At 70.1% G+C, this 21,642-nt stretch carries 22 protein-coding genes; 19 read left to right on the top strand and 3 right to left on the bottom strand.

The genetic code is table 11. The annotated features are described in order from the left end of the window. Positions 1-89: 89 nt before the first annotated feature. Entirely contained in the window at positions 90-1,268 is a 1,179-nt protein-coding gene (locus tag VNW53_RS16750) for a deoxyguanosinetriphosphate triphosphohydrolase (protein WP_325556972.1), read from the top strand. 42 nt (positions 1,269-1,310) lie between these two features. Here VNW53_RS16750 and VNW53_RS16745 read toward each other — a convergent pair whose 3' ends face one another. After that, complete coding sequence (locus VNW53_RS16745) at positions 1,311-2,597, bottom strand: aspartyl/asparaginyl beta-hydroxylase domain-containing protein (RefSeq protein ID WP_325556971.1); 1,287 nt, start codon at positions 2,595-2,597, stop codon at positions 1,311-1,313. 270 nt (positions 2,598-2,867) lie between these two features. Here VNW53_RS16745 and VNW53_RS16740 point away from each other — a divergent pair, with 270 nt between their 5' ends. From VNW53_RS16740 to VNW53_RS16690, 11 genes are all read left to right on the top strand, one after another. Continuing rightward, positions 2,868-3,773 (top strand): SPOR domain-containing protein, encoded by a 906-nt coding sequence (locus VNW53_RS16740; protein WP_325556969.1) that lies wholly within the window; start codon positions 2,868-2,870, stop codon positions 3,771-3,773. Next, complete coding sequence (gene nagZ, locus VNW53_RS16735) at positions 3,770-4,795, top strand: beta-N-acetylhexosaminidase (RefSeq protein WP_325556967.1); 1,026 nt, start codon at positions 3,770-3,772, stop codon at positions 4,793-4,795. The genes VNW53_RS16740 and nagZ overlap by 4 nt, the downstream gene beginning before the upstream one ends. Continuing rightward, positions 4,792-5,610, top strand: coding sequence for a ScpA family protein (locus VNW53_RS16730; protein ID WP_325556965.1), 819 nt, complete (start codon positions 4,792-4,794; stop codon positions 5,608-5,610). Before nagZ ends, VNW53_RS16730 begins: the two co-directional genes overlap by 4 nt. Further along, entirely contained in the window at positions 5,607-6,251 is a 645-nt protein-coding gene (scpB, locus tag VNW53_RS16725) for an SMC-Scp complex subunit ScpB (protein ID WP_325556964.1), read from the top strand. Before VNW53_RS16730 ends, scpB begins: the two co-directional genes overlap by 4 nt. Positions 6,252-6,338: 87 nt before the next feature. Next, the gene (locus tag VNW53_RS16720) at positions 6,339-6,587 is read left to right on the top strand and encodes a twin-arginine translocase TatA/TatE family subunit (RefSeq protein ID WP_325556963.1); all 249 of its coding nucleotides are present in this window, start codon (positions 6,339-6,341) and stop codon (positions 6,585-6,587) included. Positions 6,588-6,642: 55 nt separating this feature from the next. Continuing rightward, positions 6,643-7,263: a Sec-independent protein translocase protein TatB gene (gene tatB / locus VNW53_RS16715; RefSeq protein ID WP_325556962.1), complete on the top strand. Its 621-nt coding sequence runs from the start codon at positions 6,643-6,645 to the stop codon at positions 7,261-7,263. After that, positions 7,260-8,171 (top strand): twin-arginine translocase subunit TatC, encoded by a 912-nt coding sequence (gene tatC / locus VNW53_RS16710; protein WP_325556961.1) that lies wholly within the window; start codon positions 7,260-7,262, stop codon positions 8,169-8,171. Before tatB ends, tatC begins: the two co-directional genes overlap by 4 nt. A gap of 61 nt (positions 8,172-8,232) precedes the next feature. Next, positions 8,233-9,585 (top strand): serine--tRNA ligase, encoded by a 1,353-nt coding sequence (gene serS / locus VNW53_RS16705; protein WP_325556960.1) that lies wholly within the window; start codon positions 8,233-8,235, stop codon positions 9,583-9,585. Continuing rightward, positions 9,586-10,359 carry a 5'/3'-nucleotidase SurE gene (surE, locus tag VNW53_RS16700; RefSeq protein ID WP_325556959.1) on the top strand — a complete coding sequence of 258 codons (774 nt, stop codon included), beginning with the start codon at positions 9,586-9,588 and terminating at the stop codon, positions 10,357-10,359. Positions 10,360-10,377: 18 nt separating this feature from the next. Beyond that, positions 10,378-11,037: a protein-L-isoaspartate(D-aspartate) O-methyltransferase gene (locus VNW53_RS16695; protein ID WP_325556958.1), complete on the top strand. Its 660-nt coding sequence runs from the start codon at positions 10,378-10,380 to the stop codon at positions 11,035-11,037. A 112-nt stretch (positions 11,038-11,149) separates the two neighbouring features. Continuing rightward, complete coding sequence (locus tag VNW53_RS16690) at positions 11,150-12,661, top strand: LysM peptidoglycan-binding domain-containing protein (protein ID WP_325556957.1); 1,512 nt, start codon at positions 11,150-11,152, stop codon at positions 12,659-12,661. Between the two features lie 35 nt (positions 12,662-12,696). Here VNW53_RS16690 and VNW53_RS16685 read toward each other — a convergent pair whose 3' ends face one another. Continuing rightward, a complete protein-coding gene (locus VNW53_RS16685; protein WP_325556956.1) occupies positions 12,697-13,551 on the bottom strand; it encodes an ATP-binding protein in 855 nt (284 codons plus the stop codon). A gap of 127 nt (positions 13,552-13,678) precedes the next feature. Here VNW53_RS16685 and yajC point away from each other — a divergent pair, with 127 nt between their 5' ends. The 7 genes from yajC to VNW53_RS16650 all read left to right on the top strand — a co-directional run bounded on the left by yajC (position 13,679) and on the right by VNW53_RS16650 (position 20,192). Beyond that, positions 13,679-14,032 (top strand): preprotein translocase subunit YajC, encoded by a 354-nt coding sequence (gene yajC / locus VNW53_RS16680; protein WP_414693291.1) that lies wholly within the window; start codon positions 13,679-13,681, stop codon positions 14,030-14,032. Positions 14,033-14,047: 15 nt separating this feature from the next. Then, entirely contained in the window at positions 14,048-15,652 is a 1,605-nt protein-coding gene (gene secD / locus VNW53_RS16675; protein WP_325556955.1) for a protein translocase subunit SecD, read from the top strand. Positions 15,653-15,665: 13 nt separating this feature from the next. Further along, positions 15,666-16,637 carry a protein translocase subunit SecF gene (secF, locus tag VNW53_RS16670; RefSeq protein ID WP_325556954.1) on the top strand — a complete coding sequence of 324 codons (972 nt, stop codon included), beginning with the start codon at positions 15,666-15,668 and terminating at the stop codon, positions 16,635-16,637. 17 nt (positions 16,638-16,654) lie between these two features. Then, positions 16,655-17,014: an Mth938-like domain-containing protein gene (locus VNW53_RS16665; protein ID WP_325556952.1), complete on the top strand. Its 360-nt coding sequence runs from the start codon at positions 16,655-16,657 to the stop codon at positions 17,012-17,014. A 68-nt stretch (positions 17,015-17,082) separates the two neighbouring features. Then, the gene (locus VNW53_RS16660) at positions 17,083-17,697 is read left to right on the top strand and encodes a urate hydroxylase PuuD (RefSeq protein WP_325556950.1); all 615 of its coding nucleotides are present in this window, start codon (positions 17,083-17,085) and stop codon (positions 17,695-17,697) included. Between the two features lie 69 nt (positions 17,698-17,766). Beyond that, a complete protein-coding gene (locus tag VNW53_RS16655) occupies positions 17,767-18,468 on the top strand; it encodes a squalene/phytoene synthase family protein (protein WP_325556949.1) in 702 nt (233 codons plus the stop codon). A 116-nt stretch (positions 18,469-18,584) separates the two neighbouring features. Beyond that, on the top strand, positions 18,585-20,192 hold the full coding sequence (locus VNW53_RS16650) for an L-lactate permease (protein WP_325556947.1): 1,608 nt from the start codon (positions 18,585-18,587) through the stop codon (positions 20,190-20,192). An 11-nt stretch (positions 20,193-20,203) separates the two neighbouring features. Here the strand turns inward: VNW53_RS16650 and trmFO are convergent, their stop codons facing one another. Beyond that, the gene (gene trmFO, locus VNW53_RS16645) at positions 20,204-21,604 is read right to left on the bottom strand and encodes a methylenetetrahydrofolate--tRNA-(uracil(54)-C(5))-methyltransferase (FADH(2)-oxidizing) TrmFO (protein WP_325556946.1); all 1,401 of its coding nucleotides are present in this window, start codon (positions 21,602-21,604) and stop codon (positions 20,204-20,206) included. Between the last annotated feature and the right edge of the window lie 38 nt (positions 21,605-21,642).

Below are 21,642 nucleotides of genomic sequence, written 5' to 3'. Positions count from 1 at the left end.
CTGGTCATCATGATTAGACGAATGGAACGCCTGAACTATATGAGGGTGCGAGCGGCTTCGACCAAGGGGCTGTCATATAGATGGATTTGATGGCCGCCACGATCCCTCCGAGAGCACCCTATGCGGAAGACCCCGCGAAGTCCCGGGGCCGCAAGGTCGCAGAGTCCGAAAGCCGCACGCGCACGCCCTTCGCCCGCGACCGCGACCGCATCATCCATTCGACCGCTTTCCGAAGGCTGAAGGAGAAGACCCAGGTCTTCGTGGCCCACGAGGGCGACCACTTCCGCACCCGCCTGACCCACAGCCTCGAGGTGGCGCAGATCGCCCGCTCGCTGGCCACGGCGCTGGGCCTGGACGCCGACCTCGCCGAGACCATCGCGCTCGCCCACGACCTCGGCCATCCGCCCTTCGGCCACGCCGGGGAAGACGAGCTGCAGATCCAGATGGCCGCTTTCGGCGGCTTCGACCACAACGTTCAGACCTTCCGGGTGGTGACCAAGCTGGAGCGCCGCTATCCGCGCTTCGAGGGGCTGAACCTCACCTGGGAGACGCTTGAGGGGATCATCAAGCATAACGGCCCGGTGGTCGATAAGCTGGAGAAGCCCTCCTGGAGCGCCATTGCCGAGTTCGACGCCGAATACGACCTGAAGCTCGGCGGCTGGGCCTCGGCCGAGGCCCAGGTGGCCGCGCTGGCCGACGACATCGCCTACAACAACCACGACGTCGACGACGGGGTGCAGGCGGGCCTCTTCAACCTGGAGGAGCTGCGCTCGATCCCGCTGATCGGTCCGCATGTGGCGAGCGCGGTCGCCGAATACCCGAAGGTCGATCCCGGAATCCTGCGCCTCGAGGCCGTTCGCCGGATGATCGGGGCCATGGTCGACGACGTGCTGGCCGAGACCCGCCGGCGGGCCGAAAAGGACGCGGTGAAGTCGCCCGAGGACGTGCGCAACCTGGATCACGCCATCGTGGCCTTCTCGCGCGACATGGTCGAGGACCTGGGCGCGCTGCGCGTCTTCCTGATGGAGCGGATGTACCGCCACTGGAAGGTCAACCGCACCCGCAGCCAGGCCCGGCGGATGCTGGCCGAGATGTTCCAGCTGTTCATGGCCGAGGCCGACGTCCTGCCGGCCGAGTGGTACGCCCGCACCCAGGGCCGCAACGAGGCGGGGGTGGCGCGCGTGGTCTGCGACTACGTCGCCGGCATGACCGACCGCTACGCCATCGAAGAGCACAGGAAGCTCTTCCACCTGGATTCGCTCAACTAGCGCCCACCTCCTCCGCGAAGTCGCTGGCGGGAGGTCGCGCGCTTAGAGGTAGGAGGGCAGGGCGCCGTAGAACTGCTCCACCCCGGTGGTGAGCGCGCTCACCATCTCGCGCTCGGCGGGCGTGACGTAGGGGTTCCAGATGTCGAAGATCAGCACCGCGCGGGCCTCGGCGGAGTCGTTCCAGGCCTCATGCTCGATGGTGTCGTCGAAGACGAAGGCTTTGCCCGGCTCCCATTGACGGGTTTCCGCGCCCACCCGGAAGCCGCATCCCGGCGGCACGATCAGCGGCAGGTGGCAGATCAGCCGCGCGTTGTTGACCCCGGTGTGCGGCGGGATGCGGGTGTGCGGCTCGAGGATCGAGAACACCGCCGTGGGCGCTGAGCCCGGCAGCTCGCACCTGGGCCAGGCGCCGAGCGCGGCGACGGTCTTCGGGCAGCGGGCCATGTTGTCGGCCATCGCCTCTCCGGCCTTCCACAGATAGAAGACGCCCCAATTGCGGGAGTTGTTCAGCGCCCGCCACTTCTCGTCCGGCGTCGCCTCCAGGGCGATGTAGGGCTCCAGCACCTCATGGCCCTCGGCCAGGACGCCGACCAGTTCTTCGCGGATGTCGTCGGCGGCCGCCTCGATCCCGTCGAGCCAGGGAAAGTCCTCGCGCGGGAAGAACTCGATCGTCGGCAGCTCGGGCACATAGAGGAAGGTCGGCTGGGAGCGGTAGACCCGGCGCTTCTGCAGGAAGGTGGCCAGCGACTTGTCGAACCGCCCCATCGGTTCGCCGGCGTAGCGGGCGCGCGCCTCCTGCAGATGGGCCTCAAGGAAGCTCTCCAGGGCGCGGGCGTTGGCGTCGACCACGCGGCGGGCGTGGTCGAACAGCGGGCGCATGTCCGGCGGCGGCTGGACGCCCGGCGGGATCAGCATCAACGCCTTGCGGTAGGTCGCTGCCGCGGCGCGGCTGTCCTCGTGGAACTCGTGGCAAGCCGCTGCCTGGAGCAGGGCGCGCATGTTGGTGGGCTCTGCGGCCAGCACCCGGTTGAGTTCCGCCAGTTCCTCGCCGCGCCGGTTCAGGTCGCGCAGCGCCGTGGCGAGGTTGAGCCGGAAGGCGGGGTTCTGCGGCTCGGCGCGCAGCGCCCGGTCCAGGGCCGTCAGGGCGCCCGCCGGATCGCCCGCCAGCAGCCTGCGCTTGCCGATCTCGTTGAGCACCAGGGGATGGTCCGGCGCCTCGTTCTCCGCCTGCCGCACCAGCCGCTCGGCGTCGTAGGGCCGCCCGGTCGCGACGGCCTGGGCCGCCCCGCCGATCAGTTCCCGGATGCGTCTGTCGTCGGAGGTGATCACGCTCGGTCGGCTCGCCTCTGGGCGCGGGCGCGAGGCCGTCCGCGCGGCCAGCCCGATTGCACGCCATATATTTCCTATATGTTTCTGGCTGCGCGCCCTCGGCGGGGCGCGGGCGATGCGACGAGCGGACACGGCGGCGCGCCCAACTTCCGGCGCGGTCTGCGCACAGAAATCGGCGGGTAGGGCGGTTGGACGGGCGCGGGCTCGGCTAGACTGCCGCCCATAGCGCGCGATTCGGCGATCCGGACGCGCCCGCCTCGGGAGCCCTCGATGTCCGATCATGAGCGCGGCGCCTATACGCCGCCCACCGACGCGCCGCTGAGCTTCGACGCCCGCCAGCCGGTGCGCGGCTCCCGGCCGCTGCCCTTCACCCTGATCATCTCGATCCTGGTGCTCGCGGGCCTGGCGGCGGCGATCTTCATCTTCTACCGCTCCGGCGTGCGCCAGGCCGGCCAGCCGCCGCAGGCCGTCGGCGTTCCCGTGGGCGGCATGAAGGCCGCGCCACCCGCCGAGGCCCAGCCGCAGGACCCCGCCGCGGGCCTGCAGATCTACAAGACCGAAGGCGGCAAGGCCTCCGGCGACGGGGCGATCTCGCCGCAGTTCACCGCCCCGCCGGAACAGCCCCAGGCCCGCCCGCAAACGGCCGCGCCCGCCGTGGTGGTGACCCCGGCGGCGCCCGCCGCGCCCGCCCAGCCGGCGCCGACCCTGAGGCCCTCGATCCCCGCCCAGCCGCCCGCCGCGGCGACCCCGGCTGCGCCGCCCAAGCCCGAGCCCCCGGCCGCCAAGCCCGCACCTGCGCCCAAGGCCGAAGCCCCCGCGCCGAAGCCCGCGCCTGCGCCGGTCGCCAAGGCCGCTGCGCCCGCCAAGCCGAAGCCCGCGTCCGCGAAGCCTGAAGCTAAGGCCGCCGCTCCGGTTCCCGCCGCCAAAGCCGTGGCCGGCGTCGCCGCCGTGCAGATCGGCGCCTTCTCCTCGCAGGCCCTGGCCGACAAGGGCTGGAGCGACGCCGCGGCCGTCGCGCCCGGCGCCGCGGCCGGAAAGGGCAAGTCCGTCGAGAAGGTCGACAAGGACGGCAAGACCCTGTTCCGCACCCAGGTGACCGGCTTCGCCAGGCGCGCCGACGCCGCGGCGTTCTGCAACAAGCTGAAGGCCGCCGGGAAGGCCTGCTTCGTCAAGTGACGCTCGCGGCGGCCATCCTGGGCTGCTCGGGCCCGATCCTGACGCCTGAGGAGCGGAGCTTCTTCCGGCGGGTGAAGCCTTGGGGCTTCATCCTGTTCAAGCGCAACGTGGAGACCCCCGATCAGGTGCGTGCGCTCGTCGACGCCCTGCGCGACACGGTGGGCCGCGTCGACGCCCCGGTGCTGATCGACCAGGAGGGCGGGCGCGTGCAGCGGCTGGGTCCGCCGCACTGGGGCCGCTATCCGCCGGGCCGCGCCTTCGGCGACCTCAGCGGCAACGACCCGCTGGTGCGCCGCGAGATCACCCGCCTCGGCGCGCGGCTGATGGCCCATGACCTGGCCGCCCTTGGCATCAACGTCGATTGCGTGCCGGTGCTGGACGTGCCCGACCCCTCGGGCCACGAGATCATCGGCGACCGCGCCTACGGCAAGACCGCCGAGGAGGTGGCCCTGCTGGGCCGCGCCGCCGCCGAGGGGCTGATCGCCGGCGGGGTGCTTCCGGTGATCAAGCACATCCCGGGCCACGGCCGGGCAATGTCCGACAGCCACCTGGAGCTGCCCGTGGTGGACGCCAGCTTCGAGGACCTGGACGGGCGGGACTTCGCTCCGTTCCGGGTGCTTTCCGACATGCCCATGGCGATGACCGCCCACGTGATCTATTCCGCGGTGGACAGGAAGCGCCCGGCGACCACCTCGAAGAAGGTCATGCGCCGGGTTGTCCGTGGCGCGATCGGCTTCGACGGGCTGGTGATGAGCGACGACCTTTCCATGAAGGCGCTCAGCGGCGATTTCGCCGAGCGGGCCGCCGCCAGCCGCGCGGCGGGCTGCGACGTGGTCCTGCATTGTAACGGCGCCATGGACGAGATGAAGGCGGTGGTGAGAGGCGCGGGCGAGCTCAAGGGCCGCGCCGCGGCGCGCGCCAGGTCCGCCTTGGCCAGGCTCGCCAAGGCGCCCGAACCCTTCGACGCGGCCGAGGCCCGGGCCCGCTTCGACGCGGCCTTCGACGGCAAGTTCGCGGCATGAGCGGCGGCTTCCAGCCCAGCCTCGACTTCGCCGCCGCGGCCAACGCCGCCGAGGACGGCGAGGCCCTGATCGTCGACATCGACGGCTACGAGGGCCCGCTGCACGTCCTGCTGGCCCTGGCCCGCAGCCAGAAGGTCGACCTCTTGCAGCTCTCGATCCTGAAGCTGGCCGAGCAGTACCTGGCCTTCGTGCAGCAGGCGCGCCGCGCCCAGTTCGCGCTGGCCGCCGACTATCTGGTGATGGCCTCGTGGCTGGCCTACCTGAAGTCGCGCCTGCTGTTGCCCAAGCCCGAGCAGCCCAGGGCCGACGAGGTTCCGGCGGAGGAGATCGCCGCCCGGCTCGCGTTCCGCCTGGCCAAGCTCGACGCCATGCGCACCGCCGCCGAGGGCCTGCGCACCCGCCCGCAGCTCGGCCGCGAGGTGTTCAGCCGCGGCGACCCGGAAGCCATCAAGGTCATCCCGTCGGGCCGCATCGAGGGCGACCTCTACGGCCTGATGAGCGCCTACATCGCCCAGCGCACCAAGGAGGCCGGCCGGACCTACACGCCCGCGACGCCCAAGGCCTACCCGCTGGAGGAGGCCCGCGACCGCCTGCGCCGCCTGCTGCCGGAGCTCGATCGCTGGACGCCCTTGACCGGGGTGGCGCCGATGGGGCCGCCGGGGCCGGGCAGCGACGGGCGGCCCGGGCGCGCCTCCTATGTGGCCTCGACCCTCTCGGCCAGCCTGGAGCTGGTCAAGGAAGGCGCGCTGGAGGCCCGCCAGCTCGAGGCCTTCGCCGACATCTACCTGCGCACCAAGAAGGCCAAGGCGGCGTGAGCGACCTGGCCGACACCGAGCGCGAGGTCGAGGCGCTGCTGTTCGCCGCGGCCGGGCCCCTGAGCGACGCCGACCTCGCCAAGCGCCTGCCGGAGGGCGCGGACGTGGCCGGCGCCGTCGCGGCCCTGCAGGACCGTTACGCGGGCCGGGGCGTGGAGCTGGCCTGCGTGGCGGGCCGCTGGCGGTTCCAGACGGCGGGCGACCTCGCCTGGCTGATGACCGACGAGCGCGACGAGCCGCGGCGGCTCTCCAAGGCCGCCCAGGAGACGCTCGCCATCATCGCTTACCACCAGCCGGTCACTCGCGCGGAGATCGAGGCGGTGCGCGGGGTGCAGGCAAGCAAGGGCACCCTCGACGTCCTGCTGGAGCTGGGCCTGGTGCGGATGCGCGGCCGTCGGCGCACGCCCGGCCGGCCGATCACCTACGGCACCACCGACGCCTTCCTGGAGCACTACGGCCTGGCGAGCGTCGGCGACCTGCCGGGCGCTGCGGAGATGCGCGCGGCAGGCCTGCTGTCGCTGGACCTGCCCGCCGATTTCGCCGTGCCGGATCCCAATGCGCCCGGCCTCGACGAGGACCCGCTGGAGGACGGCGACGCGCCGGAGTTCCACATGGACTACCTGGGCGAGGAGACGGCCTGAATGTCGCGTGGCGCGGCGTGACGAGAGCGATTATATAGCCCCTAATCGATGTCGCTGGGGCGCGACGGGCTTGGAGTTTTCGACGCCATGGGCGGTCTTTCGATCTGGCACCTTGTGTTCGCAGCCGTGGTGCTTCTGCTGCTGTTCGGCGGCCGCGGGAAGATTTCCGGCATCATGGGCGACACCGCCAAGGGCATCCGCGCCTTCCGCGAAGGCCTGAAGGGCGAGGAAGAGGCGCACGAGGAAGAGCCCGCGCCGCCGGCCAAGCCGCTGCCCAAGACCGCCGCCAAGGCGACCAAGACGGCGTCGTCGACCCGCCCGAAGACCAAGGCCTGACGCCGATCTTCCCGCCGCGTTTCCTCTGCGCCTGAAACCGCGCTAAGCCACCGCCATGTTTCCTGAAGGGCGCGCCCTAGAATTCCTGATCGCCGCGGTCGTGGCGCTGATCGTGGTGGGTCCGAAGGACCTGCCGGTGCTGTTGCGCAAGTTCGGCCAGTTCATGGCCCGGGTGCGCTCCATGGCCGCCGAGTTCCGCGCCAGCTTCGACGAGATGGCCCGCCAGTCGGAGCTCGACGAGCTGCGCAAGGAGGTCGAGGCCATGCGCCAGGGGCAGTTGATCGACATGTCGACCCATGCGCCGGAGGTGAACCAGACCTTCGACGAGATCAGCCAGGGCCTCTCCGACGTGGGCGTACAGCTCAACGCCCCGGTGGCCTACCCCTACACGCCCGCCGCCGCGTCGCCGATCGAGGTGACCGCGGCCGCGAAGCCGAGGACGGCGCGCAAGGCTCCGGCCAAGAGCGGCGCGGCGAAGAACGCCTCGGCCGCCAAGGCGAAGGTCACGAAGGCCGCGGCCGCTAGGCCCGCCGCGTCGAGGAAGGCCGCCGCCGCGAAGGCTCCGGCCGCCAAGGCGGTCGCGAAGCCCGCTCCGGCCAAGCCCGCCAAGCCCAAGACAGCTCCGGCCGCGAAGGCGCCGGCCAAGCCGCGCGCCCGTAAGGCGTCCGCCACGTGAGCGACGCCCATGAAGACGAGATCGAGGCCTCGCGCGCGCCGCTGCTGGACCACCTGGTCGAACTGCGCACGCGCCTGATCCGCTGCGTGATCGCGCTCTTCATCGCCTTCATCATCTGCTTCATGTTCTCGACCCAGGCGTTCACGCAACTCCTGCATCCCCTGGAGATCGCGGCGGGCATCCTGGCGGTTCGCGCGCATGGCGCGAAGGTCGCGACCCATGGCTTCGACCTGATGGCGCCGGTGATCGAGGCCAAGAACATGTTCCTGGTCCTGGCCGGCATAAATCCGCCGCCGCCGGTGGCCGGACAGGTGACCAATCTCGTCTTCACGGCTCCGCTGGAGTTCTTCTTCACCAAGGTGAAGCTGGCGGCCCTGGGCGCCGTGGCGCTCAGCTTCCCGGTGCTGGGCCAGCAGATCTACGCCTTCGTCGCGCCCGGCCTCTACAAGAAGGAGCGCCGCGCCTTCCTGCCGTTCCTGATCGCCTCGCCCCTGCTGTTCGTGCTGGGCGCGGCCCTGGTCTACTACGCGATCCTGCCCTTCGTCCTGTGGTTCGCCATGAGCCAGCAGATCGTCGGCGCGACCGGGATCTCGGTGCAGCTTTTGCCGAAGGTCAGCGAGTATTTCGACCTGGTGACCACGCTCCTGCTGGCCTTTGGGCTATGCTTCCAACTGCCGGTGATCCTGACGCTGCTGGGGATCGCGGGCCTGGTGAACGCCAAGATGCTGATGTCCGGCTGGCGCTATGCGGTGGCGGCGATCGTGGTCGTGGCCGCCTTCATCACCCCGCCCGATCCGATCAGCCAGTTGCTGCTGGCCCTGCCCATCGTGGGACTCTATTTCGTCTCCGTCGGCTGCGTGAAGCTGATCGAGCTGCGCCGCAAGAAGGAAGACGCGGCGGCGGCCTGAGCCTTGGCCTGCCGCCCAACGCGCTCTAGAGAAGCCGCTTCCGCCCCAGCTAGCGACGCCCATGCACGATATCCGAGCCCTTCGCGAAACGCCTGAGCCCTATGCCAAAGGCTGGGACGCGAAGGGGCTGTCCGGTTCGGCGCTGGTGGCCCAGATCCTTGAACTCGATGCGAAGCTGCGCGCCGCACAGACCGGCTGGCAGACCGCCCAGGCCGAGCGCAACGAGGCGTCCAAGAAGATCGGCCAGGCCAAGGCGGCCAAGGACGAGGCCGGAGCCCAGCGGCTGATGGCCCAGGTCGAGGCCCTGAGGGCCAAGCTGGAGGCCGAGGGCGAAGCCGAGAAGGCCGCCGCCGGGGCGCTGAACGAGCTTCTGGCCAGCCTGCCCAACATCCCGGCCGCCGACGTGCCGCCGGGCGAGGACGAGCACGGCAATGTCGAGGTCCGCCGCTGGGGGACACCCTTCGCCATCGCCAAGCCCAGGGACCACGTAGACCTGGGCGAGGCCCTGGGCCTGATGGACTTCGCGGCCGCCTCGCGGATGAGCGGCGCGCGGTTCGTGGTGCTGAAGGGTGAGCTGGCGCGGCTGGAACGCGCGCTCGGCCAGTTCATGCTCGACCTGCAGACCCGCGAGCACGGCTACCTGGAGGTCTCGCCGCCGCTGATGGTGCGGACCGAGGCGATGTTCGGCACGGGGCAGATGCCGAAATTCGGCGACGACCAGTTCATGGCGGTCCCGGGCCTGAACACTGCCGAGAGCTTCCGCGCCACGGACGGCCCGATAGAGGCTCTGCCCGAGATCCGCTGGCTGATCCCCACCGCCGAGGTGTCGCTGACCAATCTGGTGCGCGAGCAGATCACGCCTGAGGAGGAACTCCCGCTGCGGCTGACCGCGCTGACGCCGAGCTTCCGCGCCGAGGCCGGCGCCTCGGGCCGCGACACCCGCGGGATGATCCGCCAGCACCAGTTCTACAAGTGCGAGCTGGTCTCGGTCACGACGCCCGACCAGTCGGGCGATGAGCACGAGCGGATGGTGAGCTGCGCCGAGGCGGTCCTGAAGCGGCTGGAGCTGCCGTTCCGCACCATGCTGCTCTGCGCCGGCGACATGGGCTTCGGGGCGCGCAAGACCTACGACCTGGAGGTCTGGTTGCCGTCCGAGGGCCGCTATCGCGAGATCAGCTCCTGCTCCAACTGCGGGGACTTCCAGGCCCGGCGGATGGACGCCCGCGCCAAGGCCGCCGGCGAGAAGGGCGCGCGCTTCGTGCACACGCTCAACGGCTCGGGCCTGGCCGTGGGCCGCACCCTGGTGGCGCTGATGGAGAACTACCAGGACGAGGGCGGCCGAATCGCCATTCCGCAAGCGCTGCACCCCTATCTGCCCGGGCTGACGCACATCGGGGGGATGAGCGGGTCTTAGATGCGCATCCTGCTCACCAACGACGACGGAATCCATGCCGAGGGGCTGGCCGCGCTGGAGCGGATCGCGGCCAAGCTGTCCGACGACGTCTGGATCTGCGCGCCTGAGGCCGAGCGGTCGGGCGCCAGCCGGGCGCTGACCCTCACCGACCCGATCCGGGTGCGCGAATATGGGCCGCGGCGGTTCTCCACCACCGGCACGCCCACCGATTGCGTGATGCTGGGGATCAGCGAGCTGGTCGAGGGCGCCAAGCCCGACCTGGTGCTCTCCGGCGTCAACCGAGGCGTGAACCTGGCCGAGGACGTGACCATGTCGGGCACCGTGGCCGGCGCCATCGAGGCGATGGCCATGGGCGTGCCGGGGATCGCGCTCTCGCAGGGCGGCTTCTACGAGGGTGGCACGGGCTACGCCTGCGCCGAGGCCTTCGCGCCGGGCATCGTGCGGCGCCTCCTGGAAGTGGGCTGGCCGACCCACGTGGTGATGAACCTGAACTTCCCCAACCGGCCGCTGGCCCCGGCGCCCGAGGTGGAGGTGACCCGCCAGGGCTTCCGCGACGCCCACGTCCGCATGGCCGAGAAGCGCACCGACCTGCGCGGGCGGGAGTACTTCTGGGTGGGATACAGGCAGGAGCGCTCGATGCCGGACGCCGGCACCGACCTTCGCGCCTTCTATGACGGCAAAATCTCGGTGACGCCGCTGCATATCGATCTCACGCACGGCGAGTCAGTGCACAAGCTGCGTGGCGTTCTGGGTGGGCCGCCGCCCCATGTTTGACGTCGCCAGGGCTTGAGGATGGCGAAGAAAGACGACGACACGGCCGAGACGCGGCTTGCCCGCCTGATCCTCGCCCTGCGCTCGCAGGGCGTGAGCGAGCCCGCCGTGCTGGCCGCCATCGAGACCACGCCGCGCGAGGCCTTCACGCCCGACCTGTTCAAGGAACGCGCCTTCGAGGACTCGGCCCTGCCGATCGCCTGCGGCCAGACCATCAGCCAGCCGTTCATCGTCGGCCTGATGACCCAGGCCCTGAAGGTCGACAAACGCGACCGCGTGCTCGAGATCGGCACCGGGAGCGGGTATCAGACCACCATCCTCTCCAAGCTTTCGCGGCTGGTCTATACGGTGGAGCGCTACCGGACCCTGATGCGCGAGGCCGAGGCGCGCTTCAAGGCGCTGGGGCTGACCAATGTCATCACCCGGTTCGGCGACGGCGGGGAGGGATGGCGCGAGCAGGCGCCGTTCGACCGTATTATGGTCACAGCGGCGGCGTCTGATGAGCCGACGGCGCTGCTCGCGCAGCTCAAGCCGAACGGCGTCCTGGTGGCGCCGATCGGCAAGGGCCCGGTGCAGAGCCTCAAGCGCTACACCGGCGACGGCAAAGGGGGATTCACCATCGAGGCGCTGACCGACGTGCGGTTCGTGCCCCTCCTCGACGGGGTGGCGAAAGAGCTTTGACCAAGACCCTTCAGCGGCCTGCGGCGGATTTGCGGGTTGGCGCGATGGGCCGGCTTAACCCATCATCAACCGTGACGCCCCGACTCATGCCCAAATACAACCCGGAGCGGCGATGACGCATTTCCTCCAGCGATCGGCCCTGATCCTCGTGGCCACGACCGCGCTTTGCGCGGGGCCTGCGCTTGCCAGGACGGCGCACAAGGCTGCGGCGGCCACCGCGCCGACGGCGGCGAACGGCAAGATCGTCACCCTGAAGGGCGAGCGCGGCGCCTATGTGGTCAAGAAGGGCGACACCCTCGAGAAGATCGCCGACACGCTCGACACCACCGTCGCCGAGCTGATGAGCGCCAACGGGCTGAAGAAGACCTCCGTCCTGCAGCCGGGCGACGTGATCAAGGGCCCGGTGGTCACCAAGAAGGCCTATGTCGTGGCCAAGGGCGACACCGTCTTCTCCATCGCCAAGCGTTTCCACGTGTCGGTCGACGAGCTGCGCGAGGAAAACGACCTCACGGCCAAGACCGCGATCCGGCCCGGCCAGAAGATCCGCCTGCCGGCCGACTACAAGGCCCCGGCCGTCGAATCCGCCGACGACCGGTCGGACGACAAGGCCGACGCCGCGCCCGCCAAGGCCGCCAAGGGCCGCAAGGGCAAGGCCGCGGCCGAGCCCGCCGACAGCAGCGGGGCCGCGCCCGACCGCTCCGCCCAGGGCTCGGTGGTCACCCGCGAGGCCAAGGGCGAGACCTACAAGGTCAAGAAGGGCGAGACCCTGGCCAAGGTCGCCGACCGGCTCGACACCGACGTGAGCGTGCTGAAGCGCCTCAACCACCTGAAGGGCAACGCCGTCCACGCGGGCCAGATCCTGCACGGCCCGAGCTTCGCCGAGCACATCTACACCGCCCAGCCGGGCGACACCCTGGCCAGCATCGCCCAGCGCTTCAGCGTCAGCGTCGCGAGCCTGCGGGCCGAGAACGAGCTTTCCAAGCGGGTGCTGTCGGTCAAGTCCGGGCAGAAGGTCTTCCTGCCCGACGGCTACCGCGACCGCAACGCCCCGGCTGAGGAACGCCCCGTCACCCGCTACCCGCAGCCCTACGTCCCCGGCCGCGGTTCGGAGCTGAGCCTGCCGGCGCACCCGATCCCCTACGCCCCGCCCGGCGGCCAGGCGCCCTCGGCCACGCCCACCGCGCCCAGCACGCCCGGCCCGACGGACGCCCAGATCTCGCAGATGGGCAAGGGCCGCTTCACGTGGCCGCTCACCGGCGCGATCCTCTCGGACTTCGGCCCCAAGGCCGGCGGACAGCGCAACGACGGGATCGACATCCAGGCCGACGCCGGCGCTCCGGTGCGCGCCTCCGCCGACGGCGACATCGTCTACGCCGGCGACCAGGTCCCGGGCTTCGGCAACCTGGTGCTGATCAAGCACGCCGACGGCTGGGCGACCGTCTATGCGCACCTGTCGCGTATCGACGTGAAGATGCAGCAGAAGGTCACCCAGGGTCAGCAGGTGGGCCAGGTGGGCGCCACCGGCGGCGTGCCCGAGCCGCAACTGCACTTCGAGGTGCGCTACACCCCCAACCCGCTGGAGCGGGCCCGCTCGGTCGATCCCAAGCTGGTCCTGCCGAAATAGGCGCTTTCCCTCCCCGGAGCGGGGAGGGATGGGCGTCACAGCGGCAGGCTCTTCCCCAATTCCCCCGCCAGGTCGCGGATGAACTGCCAGGCCACCCGGCCGGAGCGCGCGCCGCGGAGCTGCGCCCACTGGAGCGCCCGGCGGTCGAGGTCGGGGGCCTTCAGGCCGTAGCGCTTGGCGTAGCCCTGGACGGCGGCCAGGTAGGTCGGCTGGTCCATCGGCGGGAAGCCGATCCACAGGCCGAAGCGGTCGGAGACGCTGACCTCCTCTTCGGCGTCCTCGGCGGCGGCGACCAGGCCGCGGTCGTCCTGGCCCCCTCTCTCACCGTGAGATCGGGGCATCAGGTGGCGGCGGTTCGAGGTGGCGGCGAACAACACATTGGCGGGCGGGCCGCTGACCCCGCCTTCCAGCGCCGACTTCAGCGCCTTGGCCGCGTCCGCGCCCTCTTCGAAGGAAAGGTCGTCGCAGAGCACCACGAACCGCTCGGGCCGCGCGCGCAGGGTGTCGAACAGGCCGGGCAGGGCGGTCACCTGGTCGCGGTCCACCTCCACCAGCTTCAGGCCGGAGGCCTTGGCCGCCACGTCCATGAAGGCCGCCTTGGCGAGCGAGCTCTTGCCGGTCCCGCGCACGCCCCAGAGCAGGGCGTGGTTGTAGGGCAGGCCCGCGGCGAACCGCTGCAGGTTTTCGACGAACCGCGCCTTCTGCCGGTCGACGCCCACCAGGGCCGCCAGCGGCAGGGGGTAGTCCGGGGCCGCATGGAAGACGCCGCTGGCCGGGTCGTGGCGGAACAGATGGGCGGTTTCGAACGCCGGCTCGGGAGCCTGGGCGGGCGCCAGGCGTTCCAAAGCGGCGGCGATCCGTGTCAGCACGGGTTCAAGCTCATGTGTCATCGTTGCGACGCTTAGCCCGGCCTCCAGCGGCGTTCCATTGCAAATCGGGGTCGCAGCGCATAGCTTCCGCCGACTTCGAGCGGGGGTCCTCTGGAGGACCGCCGCCGCACTGATTTCCGGAGAGTCCATGTTCGCGACCCCAGCCTATGCTCAAGCCGCCGGCGGCGCCCTCGGCGGTGGCGGCCCGATGGACATGCTGGTCCAGTTCCTGCCGCTCGTCGGCCTGGTCGTGCTGTTCTATTTCCTGATGATCCGCCCTCAGCAGCGGCGCATGAAGCAGCACCAGGAGATGCTGGGCGGCCTGAAGCGCGGCGACAACGTGATCCTGTCGTCGGGCGTCCACGGCAAGATCGTCCGGGTGGAAGACGCCGACGTGGGCGTCGAGATCGCCACCGGCGTCACCGTGAAGGTGCGCAAGGGGATGATTTCCGAGGTCCAGGCCCGCGGCGCGCCGGCCCCGGCCAACGACGCCAAGACCTAAGAGCGTCCTTCCCTCATGATGAACCTTGCCCGCTGGAAGGTGATCGTCGTCGTCCTGGCGACGGTGCTCGGCCTCCTGTTCACCCTGCCGAACCTGCTGCCGGCGAACGTGCGCGAAGGCCTGCCGGCCTTCATGCCGAAGACGCCGCTCAAGCTCGGCCTCGACCTGCAGGGCGGTTCCGACCTGCTCTATTCCGTGGACACGGTGGCGCTGCGCAACGAGCGGCTGACCAACATGGCCGAGGACGTGCGCACGTCCTTCCGCGACAAGAACATCGCCTTCACCGACCTGGCGGTGAACAACGGCGAGATCGGCCTGCGGATCACCGATCCGGCCCAGGTCACGACCGCGGCCAACACCCTGCGCAACACCGTCGGCGCGCCGCTGGCCGGGACCACCGCCGGGCGCGACGTCACGGTCTCCACCCTGCCGGACCAGCGCATCCGCATCGCCTTCGTGCCTGAGGCCTTCGACGCGGAGGCCTCGCGCGCGGTGGAGCAGAACATCGAGGTGATCCGCCGCCGGATCGACCAGATGGGCACCAAGGAGCCGGACATCTCCCGGCGCGGCAAGGACCGCATCGACATCCAGGCCGCCGGCGAGAACGATCCGGAGCGCCTGAAGAACGTCATCGGCCAGACCGCCAAGCTCACCTTCCAGATGGTGGATGAGCAAGCGTCGCCGACGGACATCGCCGCCGGCCGCGTGCCGCCGGGCGACGAGGTGCTGCCGGCGACGGACGGCCGCGAGCCTTTCCTTGTCGTCAAGAAGCGTGCCCTGGTGACCGGCGAAATGCTGACCAACGCCCAGCCGGGCTTCGATCAGAACAGCGGCGGGTCCACCGTGGAATTCCGCTTCAATGGCGTCGGCGCCCGCCGGTTCGGTGACGCCACCCGCCAGAACGTCGGCAAGGTCTTTGCGATCGTGCTCGACAAGAAGGTGATCTCGCACCCGGTCATCGAGGGCCCGATCACCGGCGGCTCGGGCCGGATCACGGGCAATTTCACCACCGAGAGCGCCAACGACCTGGCCGTGCTGCTGCGCGCGGGCGCCCTGCCCGCGCCGATGAAGGTCGAGGAACAGCGCACCGTGGGCGCAGAGCTCGGCGCCGACGCCGTCAAGGCCGGCACCACCTCGGCCGTCGTCGGCCTGGCCGCCACCATGGTGTTCATGGTGCTGATCTACGGCGGCCTGTTCGGCGGCATCTCGCTGATCGCGCTGGCCGTGAACGCCCTGATGATCATCGGCGTGATGAGCTTCACCCAGGCCACCCTGACCCTGCCGGGCATCGCGGGCCTGATCCTGACGCTGGCCGTGGCCGTCGACGCCAACGTGCTGATCTATGAGCGCATGCGCGACGAACTGCGATCCGGGCGCACCGTGATCGCCTCGATGGAGGCGGGCTTCTCGCGGGCCTGGGGCACCATCTTCGACGCCAACATGACCCACATGTTCTCCGCCGCGATCATGTTCAACATCGGCTCGGGGCCGGTGAAGGGCTTCGCCTGGACCCTGTCCATCGGCGTGCTCACCACCGTCTTCTCCGCCGTCCTCGTCACCCAAGTGCTTCTGGCCTGGTGGTTCAAAGCCGCCCGTCCGAAGACGCTGCCGATCGCCTAGGAGGCCTTAAGAGATGAGCTTCTGGCCCCTGATCAAGGTCCTTCCCGTCCGCACCCACTTCCGGTTCGTGCGGCTGGCCCGCGTGTTCGCCACCCTCTCGGTGCTGGCGATCATCGGGTCGCTGTTCCTGACCCTCTATCCGTTCAAGCCGCCCTGCGGGGGCCTGGCCTGCGGCATCGACTTCAAGGGCGGCACGGTGATGGAGATCTCCACCGCCCCCACGCCGATCGACACCGGCAAGGTGAGGGCCGCCCTCGAGGGCCTCGGCGTCACCGACGTCACGGTCCAGGGCCTGGGCGCGCCGTCCTCGGCCATGGTCCGCTTCCAGGCGCCCGGCGGCGCCGACATCAGCGCCACCGTGACCCGCGTGCAGGGCAAGCTCACCCAGACGCTCGGCAAGGTGCGTTTCGTCTCCACCGACGTGGTGGGACCGAAGGTGTCGGGCGAACTCCTGACGTCGGGCCTGATGGGCCTCGGCTTCGCGATTCTGGCGATGCTGCTCTACATCTGGTTCCGCTTCGAGCTGCAGTTCGGCCTGGGCGCGGTCGCGGCCCTGTTCCACGACGTCTTCCTGACCTTCGGCATGATCGCGGTCCTGAGGATCGAGTTCGACCTGCGCTCGGTGGCCGCGATCCTGACCATCATCGGCTATTCGATGAACGACACGGTGGTGGTGTTCGACCGGTTCCGCGAGAACCTGCGCAAATACAAGTCCATGCCGCTGGGCGAGGTGATCGATATGTCGATCAACGAGATGCTGACCCGGACGATCATCACCAGCCTGACGGCGGTCCTGGCCCTGGTCGCCCTGGCGCTGTTCGGCGGGCCGACGCTCTACGGGCTGTCGGTGATCATGCTGTTCGGCATCGCCATCGGCACCTATTCGTCGATCTACATCGCAGCCCCGGTGATCATGCTGTGGGGCGTCAAGCGCGGCGGCGTCGACGAGCCCGCCGAGCCGCTGAAGCCCCAGACCGTCCGGTAGGCGAGGGCGCGCCCGCCGTGGCCCGCGACGCGCCGTCCATCGACGCCTACGGCGACGGCGGCTTCCGGCTGTCGGGCGAGCGGCACGAGGGCTCGCTGCTGATCGTCGGCGACAAGGCCCGGCCCTGGCCCGTGACCGCCTTCGCCGAGCTGACCGTGGAGTCGCTCGCCCCGGTGTTCGAGGCGGGCCGCGCGGAGGTGGAGTTCCTGCTGCTGGGCGTCGGCGCCCGCAACGCCCAGCCGCCGCGGGCCATCCGCGAGGCCCTGCTGGCGGCGGGCATGGGCCTGGAATTCATGGACACGCCGGCCGCCGCCAAGCTCTACAATGTGCTGACGTCCGAGGGCCGCCGCCTGGCGCTGGCGCTGATCGCCGTCTGAGCCGGTTTCCGCCTGCGTCAAAACGACCTATACCTGAGCGTCACGGTAGGAATCGCGAGGGCGCACCAATGGCTGGACTACTTTCCAACTTCCGTAACACCTTCATCGTCGGCCTTTTACTGGCCGTGGTGATGATCTGGGCCTATTCGCAGGGGCCGCAGGGCACGGGCGAGGCCTTCTTCGTCGCCGTGTTCCGCTGGATGCACGTCTTCTTCGGCATCCTGTGGATCGGGCTCCTCTACTATTTCAACTTCGTCCAGATCCGGGTGATGCCGGCGGTGCCGGCCGAGCTGAAGCCGGCCGTCTCCAAATATATCGCGCCCGAGGCGCTGTTCTGGTTCCGCTGGGCCGCCGTGGCGACCGTGGTCATGGGCCTGGCGATCGCCGGCAGCCGGCACTACCTCGTCGAGACGCTCAGCTTCGGCCTGGCCGGCGCCAGCGACGCCTCGAGCCACAAGCAGTACGCCCTGCTGGGCCTGGGCATGTGGCTGGGCATCGTCATGATGCTCAACGTCTGGGGCATCATCTGGCCGAACCAGAAGCGCGCGCTCGGCCTCGTCGAGGCGGACGCCGACACCAAGGCCAAGGCGGCCCGCATGGCCATGCTGGGCTCGCGGACCAACCTGATGCTGTCGCTGCCGATGCTGGTGGCCATGACGATGTCGCAAACCATCTTCGGCTGACGGCGTTACGATTTCCGACGTCGGGAAGGCCCGCCTTAACCGGCGGGCCTTTTCAATAGGGCCATGTCGATGATCCAGACGAGCGAACCGGAAGCCTCGAGCGCCGACACGGGCGACCTCGACGCGCTGATCCGCCGGATCGACCCCGACCGCTGGCTTTCCAGCCGGTTTGTCGGCGCCCTTGAGGCGCGCGCCGACGTGGTGGCCATCTACGCCTTCGACAACGAGCTGGCCCGGGCGCCCAAGGCGGCGTCGAACGCCCTGCTCGCCGAGATGCGCCTGACCTGGTGGCGCGAGGCCGTAGGGGAGATCTTCGAGGGCCGGCCCGTGCGCCATCACCCGGCCGCTCAGGCCCTGGCGCAGGCGGTCGAGCGGCGGGGCCTGGCGCGCGCGGACCTGGAGACCCTGATCGACGCGCGCTACCGCGAACTCGACCCCGAGCCGATGGGCGAGGCCGACATCCTCGACTGGGCGCGTGACACCGGCGGCATGGCCGCCCAGCTCGCGGCCCAGGTGCTCGACCCCAGGACCGAGGCCAAGATGGCGCTCGCCGGCGGCTCGGCCTGGGCGCTGGGCAAGCGGCTGGCGGCGAACCCGGAACTGCGGCCCACCTTCCTGAAGGTGATCCACGCCGCGCGCAGCGCCTCGCGGACCCTCAGCGTCGCGGCCTTTCCGGCCATCGCCCACGCCGCCCTGGCCGGCCGGCCTTCGACCAACGACTTCGCGCGACGGTTGCGACTGACCATCGCCGTGGCGCGCGGGCGGATCTAGCCGCAGAAGCCGGCACGCGGCCGACGAGATGCCCCTTGCCAATCGGGGGGCGTCAGCCAAGCATCACTGGCGAGGCCGCCCGCCAAGAGGCCGCCCTCAGGGATGGGAGGCGTCGCGTGTTCAAACAGCTTCTGACTCCGGTTGGCGACAGCCTGCCGTTGTCGTTCCTGGTCGCGGCCCTGCCCATTCTCACGGTCCTTGTGCTGCTGGGCGCCCTTCGCCGACCAGCCTGGCAGGCGTCGCTGGGCGGGCTCGCGGTGGGGCTGGCGACCGCGATGATCGTCTGGAAGCTGCCATTGACGCTGGCGCTGAGCGCGGTCGCCAACGGGGCGGTGTTCGCGCTCTGGCCGGTGATGTGGATCGTTCTGGCGGCCCTTCTGCTTTACAACATCGCCGTGGTCTCGGGGCGCTTCGAGGCCTTCCGGTCCTGGCTGCTGACCAACGTGCCGAACGACCGGCGAATCGTACTGATCGTCATCGGCTTCTGCTTTGGCGCGCTGCTGGAGGGCGTGGCGGGCTTCGGGACGCCCGTGGCGATCACCGGATCGCTGCTGATCCTCGTCGGATTTCCACCGATGGAAGCCCTGGTCCTGGTGTTGGTCTTCGACACCGCCCCGGTCGCCTTCGGCGCCTTGGGGGCGCCGGTCACCGTACTGGGCTCGGTGACCGGCCTTCCGGCCCACGCGCTCGCCGCGATGATCGGCCGGCAACTGCCGGTGATGGCGGCGATCCTGCCGTTCTACGTCATGACGCTTTACGGCGGCTGGCGCTCGGTCCGGGCGTTGTGGCCTGTGCTGCTGGTGGCAGGGCTGAGCTTCGCGGCAGCCCAGTTCGCGGCCTCCAACTACATCGACTACACGCTCACCGACGTGGTCGCCTCGCTGTTCTCGCTGCTCGCGACCCTGGCCTTCCTGCGGGTTTGGCGCCCGCGGCCGGATCCGGCCTTCGCGATCCCGGACGAGGTGGAGCGCGAGGTCCGCGCCGGTGCGGCGCCCGCCTGGCAGGGCTGGCTGCCTTGGGCGATCATCTCGGCGACGGTGGTGCTGTGGACCACCTTCAAGGTCGCCGCCATCGGCCAGAGGGACATCCATTGGCCTTTGCTGGACAAGGCGATCTCGATCACGCTCTACCACGACAAGCCCTACGCGGCGGTCTGGACCTTCCAGCCCCTGGCCACTGGGACCGCGATCCTGCTGGCCGCCATTCTCACCGCCGCGGCCGTCAGGCTTTCGCCCGCCGCCTTCTTCAACTGCGCGGGGCAAACGGTGCGGCAGGCCTGGAAGGCGGTCGTGACCGTCATGCTGATCGTAGGCCTAGCCTATCTGATGAACTATTCGGGCCTGGCCTACACCCTGGGCCTGGGCGCGGCGTCGACGGGACACGCCTTCGTGCTGTTGTCGCCGTTCCTCGGCTGGGTGGCGGTGATGCTCTCGGGCAGCGACACGTCGGGCAATGCCCTGTTCGGCAATCTGCAGGTCGTCGCCGCCAATCAGCTAAATCTGAACCCGGTGCTGTTCGCCGCCACCAATTCCTCCGGCGGTGTGATGGGCAAGATGATCTCGCCGCAGAATATCGCCACCGGCGTTTCGGTGACGGGCTTGACCGGGCAGGAGGGCCAGATCTTCGCTCGCACCTTCCCGCACAGCATCGTGCTGACCTTGATCCTCGGGGCGCTGGTCGCGGCGCAGCAGTTCCTGATCCCCTGGATCATCCCGACTCACTAGGTTGGCGGCGGCTATTCCGCGGCCAGGGCCGGCGCACCGGCGATCCAGGCGTCCAGGTCCGCCAGGGCGCGTTCGCCCATCAGCCGCTTCTTGGCGCGGCCGCGCTCCTTGTGCGGCAGGCGCTTGCCGTCGGGGCCGTGCTTGGGCCCCTCAAGCGGCGGCAGCAGGCCGTAGTTGATGTTCATCGGCTGGAAGGAGCCGGCGCCGGCGTCGAGGTGTCCGCCGGTGATGTGGCCGATCAGGGCCCCGAGCGCCGTCGTGGCCGGCGGCGGGGTCGCGGCGCGGCCGAGGCGCTCTGCGGCGGCGAAGCGGCCGGCCAGCAGGCCCACGGCGGCGCTCTCCACATAGCCCTCGACGCCGGTGACCTGGCCCGCGAAGCGCAGGCGAGGGTCGGCCTTCAGGCGCAGGCTCCCGTCCAGGAGGGTGGGCGAGTTCAGGAAGGTGTTGCGGTGCAGGCCGCCCAGCCGGGCGAACACGGCCTTCTCCAGCCCGGGGATCATGCGGAAGATGTCGGTCTGGGCGCCGTGCTTCAGCTTGGTCTGGAAGCCCACCATGTTCCAGAGCGTGCCCAGCGCATTGTCCTGGCGTAGCTGGACGATCGCCCAGGCCTTCTCGGTCGGCTTGTGCGCGTTGGTCAGGCCGACGGGCTTCATCGGGCCGTGGCGCAGGGTCTCGCGGCCGCGCTCGGCCATCACCTCGATGGGCAGGCAGCCGTCGAAATAGGGCACGTGCTCCCAGTCCTTGAACTCGGACTTCGGCCCGGCCAGCAGGGCGTCGATGAAGGCCTCGTACTGGGCCTTGTCCATCGGACAGTTGATGTAGGCCGCCGCGTCGCCGCCCGGGCCTTCCTTGTCGTAGCGCGACTGCCGCCAGGCGACGTCGAAGTCGATGCTCTCCAGGTGCACGATAGGGGCGATGGCGTCGAAGAAGGCGAGCTGGCCTTCGCCGGTCAGGTCGAGGATCGCCGCCGACAGGGCCGGCGAGGTGAGGGGACCGGTGGCGACGATCACGCTGTCCCAGGCCGCCGGCGGCAGGTCGGCCACCTCCTCGCGGGCGATGGTGACCAGCGGATGGGCCTCCAGGCGCGCCGTCACGGCCTGCGAAAAGCCCTCGCGGTCGACGGCGAGCGCGCCGCCGGCCGGCACCTGATGGGCGTCGCCGCACTGAAGGATGATCGAGCCCAGCCGGCGCATCTCTGCGTGCAGCAGGCCCACGGCGTTGCCGGTCCAGTCGTCGGCGCGGAAGGAGTTGGAGCAGACCAGTTCCGCGAGGCGGTCGGTCTGGTGGGCGTCGGTGCCGCGCACCGGCCGCATCTCGTGCAACACCACGGGCACGCCCGCCTGGGCGACCTGCCAGGCGGCCTCCGAGCCCGCCAGGCCCCCGCCCACCACATGCACTGGCTCTGGTTTCATGCGTGGCTAACTAGCAACGATCCGCGCGGATCGCGAGC

Origin of the sequence: Phenylobacterium sp. (genome assembly GCF_035569475.1) — a bacterium.
Taxonomy (GTDB): domain Bacteria; phylum Pseudomonadota; class Alphaproteobacteria; order Caulobacterales; family Caulobacteraceae; genus Phenylobacterium.
Note: the sequence above shows the minus strand (reverse complement) of the source record. Positions and strands in the feature narration are given on the sequence as shown.